The following is a 14392-nucleotide window of genomic DNA, read 5'->3' as shown; positions in this document are numbered from 1 at the left end:
TAAAAAATTTTTTCTAGGCACCGCAACTTTTGACGGAATGAAGCGTTTAATAGAATGTCACAACAAAACCGGGGAATGGTGTAAAAATTCATTCACGAAGTTTGCAATCTATGGTACACTAGTGATTGTGCATTTTACACACATAACGTATTAGTAGAAATAATTGCTCAAAACATGTAGAACCGTGAGCCTGCGAAGGGAGGTGAAACGCGCTTGCAGGATTCGGGCTTTAAAAAGAAAAATACATCTAAAAATAATTTTCCCCAAGATCAATTAAGTTATACTAGAGGAGGAGAACCTAAGGTTATGAAAAAGGTTGTTAACAGCGTATTAGCAAGTGCACTTGCATTGACAGTAGCTCCTATGGTAGTAGGTGCTGAAACAGCAACAACTACAGCTCCACAAATCGATCCAGCTCTTGATAAAGTAGTTAAACGTCTTTCTGCTCTTGGTTTGGTAGAAGGTATGGGTAACGGCGATATGGCGATCGGATCTAACATCACTCGTTCCCAATTCGCTACATTGGTAGTTCGTGCTCGTGGTTTGGCATCTGGTGTGCCTCTCGCACAAAACGTACAGCGTTTTGCTGACGTTAAAACTGCTGACTGGTTCTCTGGTTGGGTTAACGTAGCTGCTGGTCAAGAATTGATCAAAGGTTACCCTAACAACACATTCGGACCAAGCAACAATGTAACATATGCTGAAGCAGTAGCAATGCTGGTTCGTGCACTTGGTTATGATGTAAATGGAGCTCTTAAAGGTACATGGCCAAACAACTACATCTCCAAAGCTGCTGAGCTTGGAATTTCTAAAGGCGTTAAAGTTGATCCTAACAAACCAGCTACTCGTGGCGACATCTTCATGATGCTCGACAACTCTTTGACCATTGATTTGTTGAAAGCTGAACAATACGGTAACGACACTAAGTATACAGTTCAAACAGACAAAACTCTTTTGACTGAATACCTCAATGTTAGTGTTTATGACATGGATTGGGCTAACAACAAAACTAAAGATAACGTACTTCCATTTGTAAGCAACGTACCAGTTACTGCTCTTGGAAATATCAAATCGAACGAAGTAGCTTTCGCAAAACAATCCGGTTCAGCTCTTAGCGGAAAAACTCTTAAAGTGGCTGACGGCATCAACCCTAACGACTTCGCTGGTGAACACGTACAAGTTTGGGTAAAAGACGATCGTAATGATACTATCGTTTGGATGGAACAATCCGACGATGAAGAAGTAATCAATGACAAATTGGATACTTTCTACTACGACAACGTAGTTATCAAGAACGACAAGTTCTGGTCTGATGACAAAACTAAAAACCCTAAACTTGACAAGTTCGAAGTGAAAATGGCTAATGGTAAAACATACAGATTCGCTGACGACTTCAAAATTACTTACAACTACAAGAATTACGACAAACATTGGGACGATGCTTTCAAAGATATCGCAATTGACTACGATAACGTTGATGCATACTCCACTAAAGTAGTTCTTAACAACAACGGTGAGATCCAATACATGTCCGTAGTTGACGATATCACTGCTGACAAAGATTCTAAATTCAAATTCGGTTCTGAAGTTGCCAAAAAAGTAGATGTTGATAAGAAAAAAATCTCTACTCTTGATGGTAAAGACCTTGATCTGAAAAACAAAGATGAAGGTAAAGACTTCCTCGTTATCCGTAACGGTAAACCAGCTAAATTGGCTGACTTGAAAGATATGGATGTTTACTCTGTATACTACTCTAACGGCGACAAAGACCGTAAAATCATCGTTGCGAACAGCACAGTAGTAGAAGGTAAAGTAGACGACGTTGAATATCGTTCTACCAACAAAGCTAACAACAACTTCTTGAAAATCGGCGATAAGAAATACCGTATCCGTAACGCTTCCTTCTCCGATGACAAGAACAAAACAATCGAAACTTGGGGCAACAACGAAGCTGACAAGTTCTTAGATCTTGAAGGTCTTAACGTTAAATTGTACCTCGATTCAACTGGACGCGTTCGTCACATCGAAACTACAACTCCAATTAAAGAGCGTGCAATTACAGGTGTAGTTACTAAAGACGTATACTACGATGAGTTGAAAGATGTATACAGCTTGACTGTATACAACGAGAAAAACGCTAAAGCTAATCTTGAAGTAACTGATTCTAAATACTTCAAAGGTTTGACAAAATCCGGTAAAGATGCAACTCCTGAAGAAATCAAAGCTGCATTCAAAGTGGATAAAGATCAACCAGTTATCGTTCGTTACCAATTAGACTCTGCTGGTAAAGTTAAAGAAGTTAAATTGATTAACGACGAACTGACCGATATTGCAAAAGATAAGTGGAATAGAGCCGCTGACGAAGATGACAACCTCATCAACTACAACGGCGAATCTCTCAAAGTTAAAGATGATGCGGTAGTATTTGACTTGACTTCTAACCCTTCTACAAATGGCCGCCACGAGTGGAAAGATGTTAAAACAGCTAAGTTCAAAAACATCGCTAAAGACGACTACCATGTATTGGTTCACGAGAAAGACGGCGAAGCAGACTACATGTACGTTCTTGATGGTGACAAGTCTGTCGCTTCTACTGGTGAGTATGGTATCGTAGTGAGCTTCTCTCACAACAGCAACGATGACTTCATCAACGTATTGACTAAAGACGGTTCTGTTCAAAAATACAAACTCGATGGTACTGTTGATGGTGAGTTCGGTCGTTTTGACGCAATTCGTTATGAATTGAACACCGACAACGAGTTGGTAGTGAAGAACTCTTACCGTGTAGTGAAAACTGAAGGTAACTCTGACGATGTAGATCTAGTGCGTGTTGACACCGATAACATTAATTCCAAAGACATCAACTATGCTGATCCAATCCGCGTTGATGCAGTCGATGGTAACAAGATCACTTACAAAGATGCAGATGGCAAAAAACGCTATTACTACACAACTTCCAACACTGTATACTACAATGATCAAGCACCTGAGAAAGTATCTGAACTCAGCGAAGGCGATTATGCAGTTCTCATCGACACAGATGACGACGGTACTGCAGTAGACTACGCTATCATTGTAACTGATCAAGACTTCGTAAAAGACATGCAATTGGATATGTCCGGATTCTTGACAACAAAAGATACAGGAGAGCATCCAGGACCTGATGTAACTGTATCTGGTAGTGGTTCCGAGAAAGCTCTTGTTCCTGGATTCATCTCCGACTACACCATCAAAGGTACTTTGAAAAACCTGCCTAAGAACGCTACAGCTTCTGTAGTTGTTACAATTGGCGGAACTGATCAAGATGTAGACGTTGATTCCACTGGTGCTTTCGAAGTGACAATCCGTGAAAAAGCTGGTCTTAAAACTGCAAAAGTAACTGCAACTGTTAACGATGAAGAATTGGATGCTAAAACAGTTAACATTACACCTGCAAAATAATTAGATTCACTCTCTTCTGGGTAATTTAATTAATTGGCTTGGGATTCTTATCGAGGGATCAGAGAGCTTGTCTCTCTGGTTCCCTTACATAATAAGACCGAGCATAGTTATAACCATACAAAAAATAGAATCCTATCTAAGTTCTGGAGGGGTAGTAAGTGAAAAACAAGAAGTTAGTACTTTCCGTACTTTCCACTGCATTGGTAAGTAGCATGGCAGCTTCTGCTTTTGCTATGCCATCTGCTGGTATCTATATCGGCGGTAACGTTAACGAAATGTATAGCCTCGATTACTTCACTAACGAAGCATACTTGGATCAAGCTGTAAGACAAGTATTGAAAATTACAGACTTCTCTCAAGTGCTTTATGTTGATGGTAAAGGTAAAGTGGCTAATTTCAATGAGATTGCTAAGAAAGATCTTGGATCTGCTTTGCATGATGAAAAGAAAGCAGACTTCTCTACGAAAGCATACACTAAAATCGGTTCCGACTTGAAACCAAACGGAACTTACGATGTACAAACTGACAAAGACGTTCCTGGTGATGTTGTAACACCACCAACAGGCGATTTGAAAGTTGATAGTGTAAGTGCTAATAACCTTAGAACTGTTACTGTAAACTTTAGCAAAGCAGTTGATTCCACAACTGTAAACGCTGCGACTGTAGTTGTTGCTGGTTATACAGGTGAAAATCTTGCCCTTCCAAGTGGTGCTGGTAAATATACTGTTGCATTAGCTGATGATAATAAATCGGCAACTATCACCCTTGGTGGTGTAGTTCAAAATTCTGCTCTGACAATTGGAGTAAACGGTGTAAAAACTGACGCTGGTCAAGAAATTAAGAACTTCTCACAAACTGTTACCGCAATTGATGTAACTACACCTACAGTTACTGAGTTGAAAACTTCTGCACCTAACCAATTCGTTATTAAATTTAGCGAGCCGTTGAAAACTGCTCCTACTGTAAAAGTTAACGATGGTGCTGTAAGTAACGTTACTTTGTTGTCTCAAGATGGCACTTATGCCACTGTAAATGCTGCAGCTTTAAATGTTGGTGATAATAAAGTAACGATTGAAGGTGGAGCTGATTATGCTGATCTACCTGTACTCAAACAAGATAAAGTATTGAAATATGAAGTAACAGCAAATGCTCCAGTTGTTTCTGTTAAAGAAGCTACAGGAAACAGCGTTACTTTGAAGTTCGACCGCAACGTAGTCAACCTGCAATCCGGTACTACTCTGTTCTCTCATACTTATCCTGGTTTGAATCAAGTAGCTGGTAGCAGCGCAAGTGTTACTAAAGTATCCGATTCAGAGTATAAAGTGGACTTTGGTGCTAACCCGTTCCCTCCTGGAACGACTAAGCTTTATATCAGCTACACTGCAAATACTGCTGATACAGCAAAAATTAAAGATGCATTTGGCAACGTGCTTCAATCTGCAACACTTGATATCACTACTACTGTAGACCTTGTTAAACCAGAAGTATCAACTATTAACTTCGACAGTACAACTGGTAAAGTAGTTGTAAACTTCTCGGAAAAAGTAGATACAGTAACCGGTGGTACAGTTACTAACTACGTATTGCGTAATAGCTTAAATCAAGTTGTTACTATCGGAGTTCCAGTCGTTAATGGTTCGAAAGTTGAGCTTCCTGTTGGATCTTTGAAAGCAGGTAACTACTCTCTTGAAGTGAAAAACGTTAAAGACCAGGCTGTTGTTAAAAATACAATGGATCCTGTAACAAAACAATTTGTTGTTGCTGATACAGAGGCTCCTAAACTGGCTAGTGCCTATGTTACAACTGGAACTACTGTTCATGTAACATTTACAAAAGATATGAACAGCTCTGACCTAGTTAACAAAGCTTACTATCTCTTTGACGATAAAGCACTTCCTGCTGGAACTGTAGTTGCTGCTTCTGGCTCCAAAGCAGTAGATATTACTTTCCCGATTGGTACTGTACTGGTTTCTAAGAAAATTGTTGTAAACGGTGAAATGCATGATGCGATTGGAAACAAAGTCGGTGGATTTGCTAGTGCTCCAGTAGTAATCGGTGCTTCCACTGACAGTTCTATTACAGATAATGACATTTCCGATGTTACTTTTGTTGCAAACAACAAATTCCAAATCACACTTAAACAACAGGTAAAAGCAGTTGATGCAACTCAGTTTAAAATTAATGCTGGTGGCCTTTCCGCTGCTGCAACTGCTCAAGATGTAACATATGTAAACAATCCAAATGGCACCGCAACCGTAACTGTTGTTACTAAAAACGGACTTGGTACAGGTATCAACACAAATGTTGCTTCTGACTTGACTGGATTTACTTCTGTCAACTTTGGAGCAGGTGCATTCACTAACATGTTTGGTGTAGCTAGCACACCTATCGTAGTCTCTTCTGGAGATGTAAATGATGGAATCAGTGCTTCTCTCAAATCGGTTGTAGCAGCTGATTCTAACCTCAACGGTCAATTAGACACTCTGACTGTTACGTTTGATGAGAGCGTTAAAGCAGATTCGATTCAAGCGACTGATTTTGCTGTTGATGGTTATGTAGTTAAAGGTGTTAAATCTGTTTCAGGTGATAAAGTTACACTTACAATTCAAGAAAATGGTGTTTCTGATACCGATGCAAAACCTGTTGTTACCCTGATTGGTAATGTAGATGACTTGAATGGTAATAGCGGAATCGGTGCAGTAAAACAAGTAACCGCAGCAGATACTGCTTCACCTGTAATCGTTAGCGCAGTTGCAGCTAATAAAACCGGTGGTGTTGTGGGGACTGTTGAAGCTGGAGACTTCGTAACTCTTACATTCTCTGAAGCAACAAATAAACCAGATATTGATGCAACGAATATCGATTCGGTATTGAGCTTGGGTGCACACAGCTGGAAAGATGGTGCAGGTGCTATTGGTTCTGCAACTTGGAGTGCTGATGGTAAACAGTTAGTAATTACTTTGTCTGCTGGCACCAGCGCACCAACTGTTGTGCTTACCGATGTAATTACACCATCCAATACAATTAAAGATACCGCAGCTGCTCCAAATGATGTAGATGGTACAAAAGCAATTAGCGGTTCTTTCTAGAATTGACTTTTAATAACGTTTGTAATAAAAAGAAGCCTTAATGTTAGGCTTCTTTTTATTCTCTTTAATTTTCGTTAATGTAACTCTTAACCATCGAACGAAAGGTTGTCCATGATTGTAGTATTACTTCGCAAAGACCGCGTGAAGGTAGCCAATAGCAGTGAAGGAAACCATAGGAGGGGGAAAGCCGAAGTAGCAACAAATATCCCCTATTTCTTTTTGAATAGAGGGTATTTATATTCATCTGAGGAAACTAGAAGAATAATTGAAGTAATAATGCCAAGAACTTATTGAATAGTTATCACGAATAATAAGCTTAGAAACTTAAACATCCCCATAATCCCCACTATAACCTAGATTTCAGTTTCCCATAAACACCCAACAAGGTTTCAACCTCACGTTCATAGCCATATCGACGAAAAAATTCGATGAGAGCTACGGTGAAGATATCTCGCTGGCTGATATTCTTCTCCTTGCTGTATTCGCGCACCATTTGGTCGAGCGTGTTCGTCATATGTACTGACTTGGTGACAAAGATTCCAGGAACCACATAGCGAGGAACTTTACCGCCTTCTGCACCCGGAACGATGAGATCCACAAGTCTATCGCGGTTTCGCTCAAGAATCTCTAGAAGGGGCATAAATCGTTCAACCTGGGACAACTCTGTACGAATCCCTTCTGAGAAGCGCTGAGAGGGTACAGGAGCTTCGAGAGTTTCTTTCCTAGGTAGGATTGGGGCGCTATCATCGGAATTAGCCAGTAACGTCTTATCCTCGTCCTGAATCTGTCCATATTCTTTGAGATAGTTTCGTTCCTCTGATGACCATTTGTAGCCTTTGGACTTCATATAGTTGGCCATATCACGATGATTGGCAAACCCAAGTCGTTTGGCGATGACTTTTGCGTCAGCTCCTTCCTTTTTAAAAAGGGAGATGACTGTTGCCACTTTGGAAGAACTAGTCAAGCTAATTTCGATATCTTTTTTATCGAGTCGACTATACGTGGGGATATATTTTTGTCGCTCACGGTCCCATGAGAAATTTTTTCTACGCATATAAATATCGAGAGTTTTGTAGTTTTTATAGCCTAGTTCTACAGCTAAATCATCCCTGCTTTTCCCTTCAGCCATTCCTCTAAGAATTTCATTCACTCGTTCATCATATATTGGGTTCTTATCAACCAACGACTCCATACAATAACTCTCCATTTCTCTATATAATTGCTTGATATTTGACTTAGCAAGTTTAAAGAGTATTAACTGCGTCACTTAACTGATCGATGTCCGTATGTGTGTATACACTTGTCACCTTAAGTGAAGAGTGACCCAACAGCTTTTGAATTTGTACAAGATTGACATCCTTTTTTACTAATTGACTGGCAAAGCTATGACGAAGTATGTGTGCCGTAATTTTCTTTTTCCATCCCAGCTTTTTTACAGCATCTGCTATGACGCGATTCACGTAGATAGGAGAAAGCATGCCAGTTTTTTTTGTGCAGAAGAATAAGGTCGAATTTGTAGCTGGTCGTTTGTACAGTATGTATTCTTCAAGATGGGGCGCCAGCCGTTCCGATATCGGCACTAGTCTGTCTTTATTCCCTTTCCCTGCAATGACATGGATAACACGTCTTTGGATATCTACATCATCTACAACAAGATTCAAACATTCCGAAATCCGAAGTCCTGTCATGTAAAGAGCCTGAACAACAAGTCTGATCAGCTCATGATCAATTGTATGAATCAACGATTGAACCTCTTCATCCGACAGATGGGTTCGTTCTTTCTGTTGAACGTTAATCCTCTCTACAGATAGGGCTACATTACGGATGACCCATTCCTTTTTGTAGGCGTAGGCAAAAAATGACCGAAGTGTATGGAGATTGCGAGAGCGGCTTGAAGCTGCGTATTTACGTTTATCTTTTAAATAGAAGAGATAATCCTCTAAATCATTTGCGGTTACTTCTTCAACGTACAACTCGCAGTTATACCGATTTTCTAAATAACAGGTTAATTGCTTCAAATCCTTCTGATAGCCAGAAATAGTTTCTTCGCTCCGGTCGATTGAGGAGAGATAGTTTAAAAACAAGGTAATAGCGTTAGTCAGTAGCACGATCGTTGCACCCTTTTCAACAAAATGCTTTGATTTTCTAATGGTATCCTCATATAGTCTTCCATCATTTTACCCACTTTCCTTATATTATAACGATTAATACGCATCTTTAGTACTATTGAAATAAATTTAATTCTAATGAAAATAAAAAATGGCAAACCGAGAGTATAATCTCAGTTTGCCAATCTAAGGAAGCGGAATCGAAATATTGTCGTTAAGGATGAATTGGATAGTTTATACCAAGCGAATTTGACCATCAACAATGTGAATACCTTCCGTCGCGTTTTTAATGAGTAGGCAGTCCGTATTAGACTGGTTGTTGTTTTCACTACTTGTTAGCTGCGTTAAACTAGCTGAGTAGCTTTTTACAAGTCTGATTACTTCCGTAACAAGCTCATCGTCAGATAACTGTAAGAGAACTGGTTGCTCATAGATATTTTGGGCTATCTCCAAACGTGTCTCAGGATCTAGATCAATATATTCAGCAATCATGAAACCAATCAGGTGATTATCTACATCCTCAACCGTTTCAAGCTTATTTACCGTAATCTGATCTAACTGAATGGAGGTAAGGCTCAAGTCATAGGTATTGGTGAGTTCATGAATGGTACCCAGTAGCTGCTGTTTCAATGGGCTGTTTAGACAGTTTCTGACTCTCGCTTGGATTGAATGTAGTTGCTTAATCAGATGTTTATCGATTGTTGTTGGCTTTGATGTTGCTGACCATGTTGCCAACTCTATTTTCAACATGTTGACTTCTCGAAGTTGTGCTAAGCGATACTCAGCATCTGAACGAAGAACTAAATCCTTAGGCAGATACGATATGTATAATTCCAACTTATCTAGCTCAATTTCTGTTATACTTAATTGTTGTTCCAGATCCCGAAGTTTCTCGGTCACATTCTTGACCAGCAATTCCTCATGAATCGCTTCAGATGCGGTTATTCGATAAGTGGGAAGGAAAGCTGCCAATATTGAATGATCAAGGCATATCGCCGTTGTACAATGAAGGATATTCACATCCAAATCTAGATTTCTCATGCTTATCCAACCCTTTCTATCATATACTTGTCGCTTGTAAAATGGGCATCCTAGGGCCTTGTAGCCTTTACAGGACAATCATTTTACAAGGGACAAGATGATTTGTTTTATTTGAATAAAGAAGGGCCGATCAAGTTGATCGGCCCCCACATCTTCTTGAAGCGGTGATTAGAGACCAGCAGCTTTAATAGCAGCTGTGATAATGTCATTCGCTTCTTTAAGGGTTTTAACTGCATCAGTACCAGCAAAGTTCAATGGAGTTACAGTTCCGTTAACGGTTTTTGTAAGCTTCGCAACTTGTTGAGCGACAGCAACCTTTTGAGTGTTAGTCAGGTTAGCATAGCCGTCAAAAGCGTAAGTATCCAATGCTGTTTTGATAGAAGTTGTTGTTGCGGAAGCAAGATCGCCAATTGCGTTAAACTTAGCAAATTGATCAGCGTGAGCTTTTTGCTCAGTTGCAATCGCACCAGTACCATCAGCAACTTTTACAATTGCTTCGAGGTCAGCGTATCCAGCAGCTGGACGAGTGTCGATTACCAATTGTGCGATTTCCAGTTGTGCTTGAGTTGGCAAGTTGATGAAAGCATCAACTGTAGCTTTGGAACCTGCTTGATTTTGTACAAGCGCGATATCGATCAAAGCGGAACGTACATCAGCAGCTGTTGCAGTTGTGCTGTTAACAGTTGCTAAATCAGCAGCTACGTTTGCAGTAGCATTGACAGTGGAGATTGCTGTTTGAACTTCAGCCAAAGTCAAACCATCAGCTCCAGCAGCGACGAACCCAACAGTTGCCGCATTTACATATGTTTGCAAGCTTGCATCTTTAACAGTTGTCATATCAAACTTGTCAGTGCCAGTTTTGTGGCTAGTTACGTTAGCAAGTTTTTGAAGAGCAGCTTTCACATCAGCATCTGTGCTTGTATTGGTCAGGCCTTTTACACCAGCCAAAGCAGCATTCAGAGCAGAGGTATCAGCAGCATCTACGATCATTGTTTTGATTTGAGCAGGTGTAGTAGCACCAGTGATCGTTGCTTTGTTAGCAGTTTGTGCTGTCAAATAATCAGCTTTCAACGTGCTATTCAAAGCTGTAGCAGGCAAGTCAGTAGAGTCAAGAGCAGCCAAACCAGTCAAAGCGCTGTATACGGAAGTTTGAGTAGAAGCTTCCTTCACTTTGAATACGCCAGTTTTGATTTGAGAAGCTTTGATTTGGTCAGCTTTAGTTGTAGCTGGAGCTACATCAGCTGCCACGTATGTTTGAATTAAAGCAGTAACAGCATTTTGGTCAACAGAAGTTGCAGCTGCAGTATCAGCAGCAGTGATCTTCGTGCTGTTTTTGCCGTCTACAAGAGCTTGGATCTCAACGATGGAATCTTTTCCAGTTGCTACAGCTGCATCAATAGCAGTTTTATAATCAACGATCCAGTCAGGATTTACACGAGCAAATGCTTTGTTTTGCAATGCTGCCAACAATTGAACTTGGTTGGTAGCTGCGTTAACAGCATCTACAATCACTTTCGCGTCTGCGGAAGAGATAGCGGAATCATTTGAAGTGTTGATGATGGTTTGGATGTCAGCGAGCGTGTCTTTTGCAGTTGCAGTTTTGATTGCAGCTACATAAGTTGTGATGTTTTCATCCTTGATGTTAGCGAGACCAGCAGCTTTCAAAGCAGCCAAAGTTGCTACTTCGTTGTTGTTTCCAACAGCAGTAAGGATATCGCTAAGCTTTTGAATATTTGCGAAGTCAAATGTAGTTCCGTTGATTGTCCATTTTCCAGTAGGATCAGCGGACAAAGCAGTTGCGAAGTCGAAAGTAGCGGAAGTGTCACCTTTTGCCAAATCTTGTGCAGATACAGCAACAGTGTTGCCATTGTTGTCAGTAACTACAACAGTAACACCTGTTTTTGCTTCGGTAAGAGCAGCAAAATGAACTTCAACACCTGTACGGGTAATAGCACAAACCTTTACTAGAATTTAAAATCATCTGGCAATTCTTGCAGTCCCTATAATTGCAATGAATAGATGGCTCTGTGTTGCTCTTCCATTTGTAGAAAAAAGGAATATGGTTGATGCTGAAAGCTAAGTAATGTAAAAACCCTGATTTTGGAAGCGTAAGAATCCAATCCTTGGATTTCCATTGGTTTTCCATTAGGATCATGCAAATGCTTTTAAATCAGTACTTTCACAGTACGAAAACATGAAATATAGCAACAATGCGACCTAATCCGGGCAAAAAAAGAGGGTGTCCCCTTAAGTAGTTATCTCTACTTAGAGGACACCCTCAAATATTTACTTTACATTATTTCTTCACAGGAACACGTTTCACCACAATCGTTGCAGATTTACCATCTTTGCCAACGGATTTAACTTGCAGGGTCAAGCCCAGCTTAGGAAGAATTTTACCTGCGTCTGGGAGGTATTTCTTCGCTGTGTAGTCATTCTTATCGTTGAAGGTATCGATACCTTGCAATCCTTTGTAGCTCATCGCGCGTGTTTGAGTGACGATGTCGATATTCGAAGTTTTGTTTCTCTTCAGGTTGAAAGCTGCGTCTACGATCTGGTAGCGTGTGTCTCCCACAACATTGGTATCCCAGTAATGGCCACGTTGGTGAGCGTCAACGATTCCGAGGTAACCTTCACCTGGATGGATACCAGTCCAGTTGTCTTCACCAAAGCTGCCATCATAGTACCATACGAGCATTCCTGGGTCGTAGGAGATTACACTGTCGGCACGCATGTAATGTCCGAGCGCTTGGTCTACACCATTTTGTGTGCGCCATTCGACAAGGTAGTAGGTTTTGTATGGAATAGAAGAGCCGTCAAATCGTTTGAAACCTTCCAAGGTGAACTTCGCGTCGCCTTCCGCATCGTCAGCGATGACTTCTTGTCCGTTCACTTTAACCGAGATGTTATCAATATAGGCGCCATCTAAAGCCAAGCCTACATCTGTTTTGTACTCGAATTGCACTTTAATTTTCTTGCCGGCATAGCTGGAGAGATCAACATCGATTGTTGACCAATCATTTGAAGAACCGGTCAATTTTTTTACTCGTTCAGGCTTTTTAGATCCGTCAACCAATACATTGACATACAAGAAATCGTAGTCTTCTTCGGTGTTAAACCAGGAGTCAAAGCTCAAGGAAGCTGATTTTGCGTTGGTCAGATCAATTTCTTCAGAAGTAAGTTTTGTATCCAGGGAGTTCCCTTTTGTAGAGAAGTAGGAGTAACTTCCTTTTGGTTGAGTTGGAGGAGCAACGATCTTGTCGTCCAAATTAATTTTTAGAACTTTGTCCTTGTCGGTAAGGGCAACAGCCTCTTTTAAATTGTACGTGTACTCCTTGCCTTCTTTTAATGAGTCAAAATTGATTTCTTTTGGAGTAGGCCAGTTACCACCATATGTATCATGGAAGTAAAGTTTGGCCCATGGGCTGAAACCAGATGGTTCTGTACCAGGAACAAGGCCAGTCCAGCTTCCCGCTGACATCAGGGACCAAGGACCGATTGGTTCACCAGCACCAGAGTATTGCGTATCGTATTCATCCGGCAGTCCGAGGTTGTGCCCATACTCATGGGAGAATACGCCCGCAGCACCCTCTTCACCCTGAATGATGTAGTCATATGCTTTTAGATTAGTACCTGGAATTTCCACTGGTTCTTCCAGAGTGGAACGGTGTGCCCAAATCGCATCTTGTCCGAGAACGCCGCCACCGGAATCTTCGCCTACACCAGCATGTACGACGAAGAGGTTGTCCACCATGCCGTCTGGCTCCATTACGTTGCCATCATGATCCAAGTCATAAGGGTCACGTTGATCATATTTTGATTCATCGCCAGCGATTTGTTTACCTACTGCTTTAAGGGTTTCTTCTACGAGAGCTTTCGGATCAGCATCGTTTTCTGCTCCCTCGTGTCTTCCATAGTAGGCAGCTTCTTTGGAAGCGACTGTCCAATCGGTTACAGTTCCATCCAAAGCCCAGCTACCATTGGATTGTTCATGGTAGAAGTCTGTCATCGTCGGAAGTTTCAAGCCTTCAGGAGTTCTGTAGCCACCTTTATTGAAAAGTACTTTTTCATAGTGACTTGGATTGAAGTCTTTCGTCCATAAATAGTCGTTCGTAGCATCTGGCTTAGGAATAGAATTGTGAGCCAGATCAGGGAATTCGATAAGTGCAACTACTGCGTTATCTACATGTTCTTTGTTTTTGGAGATTGCGCGGGACTTCTTGAAGTCATCACCGTGTTCCAAAGATTCCGTAAATTCCTGCAACTGCCCTTTTCTAGCCTTATAAGCTGACTTCCCGAATTCAGTCGAGGTATCGATTCCATCAGTGTCACTGTTGGGTACATTACCGGCCAGGATGAATTCACGAACGGCTGCCTCAATTTCTTCTGCCGACGCATCTTTGTCCAACTGACCACTTTCGATTAAGGATTTGGCAATACGATCTGTATTAACCGTCGCCCAATCGACGTTGCGAGATGCTTCTGTAGTTTTGTGAGATTTGGATTTGGTTTTGGCTTCCCCGATGATCGGGCTTCCAACAACTACGCTAAATACGAGTGCAGAGGATAACAAGCTGGCCATGACCTTACTAGATTTCAATAGAACCATCCTTTCGTTGTAAAATATAAAATATTAAGAATATATGAATAGTATAATGGAAAAAAATACATAAATAAATAAAAAAATTTATTAAACAAATAAAATTTTTGTGG

General features: G+C 40.8%; 7 protein-coding genes. 2 read left to right on the top strand and 5 right to left on the bottom strand.

Annotated features, from left to right (window positions below; genetic code table 11):
• The first annotated feature begins 213 nt into the window (after positions 1–213).
• Positions 214–3441 (top strand): S-layer homology domain-containing protein, encoded by a 3228-nt coding sequence (locus ACQCN2_RS10050; RefSeq protein ID WP_426928775.1) that lies wholly within the window; start codon positions 214–216, stop codon positions 3439–3441.
• 158 nt (positions 3442–3599) lie between these two features.
• Entirely contained in the window at positions 3600–6530 is a 2931-nt protein-coding gene (locus tag ACQCN2_RS10045; protein ID WP_426928774.1) for a hypothetical protein, read from the top strand.
• Between the two features lie 346 nt (positions 6531–6876).
• On the opposite strand, the gene ACQCN2_RS10040 is transcribed toward ACQCN2_RS10045, so the two are convergent.
• The 5 genes from ACQCN2_RS10040 to ACQCN2_RS10020 all read right to left on the bottom strand — a co-directional run bounded on the left by ACQCN2_RS10040 (position 6877) and on the right by ACQCN2_RS10020 (position 14279).
• Positions 6877–7722 (bottom strand): hypothetical protein, encoded by an 846-nt coding sequence (locus tag ACQCN2_RS10040; RefSeq protein WP_426928773.1) that lies wholly within the window; start codon positions 7720–7722, stop codon positions 6877–6879.
• Between the two features lie 52 nt (positions 7723–7774).
• A complete protein-coding gene (locus tag ACQCN2_RS10035; RefSeq protein ID WP_426928772.1) occupies positions 7775–8638 on the bottom strand; it encodes a tyrosine-type recombinase/integrase in 864 nt (287 codons plus the stop codon).
• 234 nt (positions 8639–8872) lie between these two features.
• Positions 8873–9679, bottom strand: a complete 807-nt coding sequence (locus ACQCN2_RS10030; protein WP_426928771.1) for a hypothetical protein — start codon at positions 9677–9679, stop codon at positions 8873–8875.
• 168 nt (positions 9680–9847) lie between these two features.
• The gene (locus tag ACQCN2_RS10025) at positions 9848–11515 is read right to left on the bottom strand and encodes a hypothetical protein (RefSeq protein WP_426928770.1); all 1668 of its coding nucleotides are present in this window, start codon (positions 11513–11515) and stop codon (positions 9848–9850) included.
• A 460-nt stretch (positions 11516–11975) separates the two neighbouring features.
• Positions 11976–14279: an immune inhibitor A domain-containing protein gene (locus tag ACQCN2_RS10020; RefSeq protein WP_426928769.1), complete on the bottom strand. Its 2304-nt coding sequence runs from the start codon at positions 14277–14279 to the stop codon at positions 11976–11978.
• Positions 14280–14392 lie beyond the last annotated feature (113 nt).

The sequence above is a fragment of the Brevibacillus ginsengisoli genome (assembly GCF_050113715.1).
Lineage (GTDB): Bacteria > Bacillota > Bacilli > Brevibacillales > Brevibacillaceae > Brevibacillus_H > Brevibacillus_H ginsengisoli.
Note: the sequence above shows the minus strand (reverse complement) of the source record. Positions and strands in the feature narration are given on the sequence as shown.

What these genes read in the sequence shown, in the direction of transcription:
- ACQCN2_RS10040 (WP_426928773.1), bottom strand. Translation starts at nt 7,722, where the DNA reads ATGGAGTCGTTGGTTGATAAGAACCCAATATATGATGAACGAGTGAAT.
- ACQCN2_RS10030 (WP_426928771.1), bottom strand. Translation starts at nt 9,679, where the DNA reads ATGAGAAATCTAGATTTGGATGTGAATATCCTTCATTGTACAACGGCG.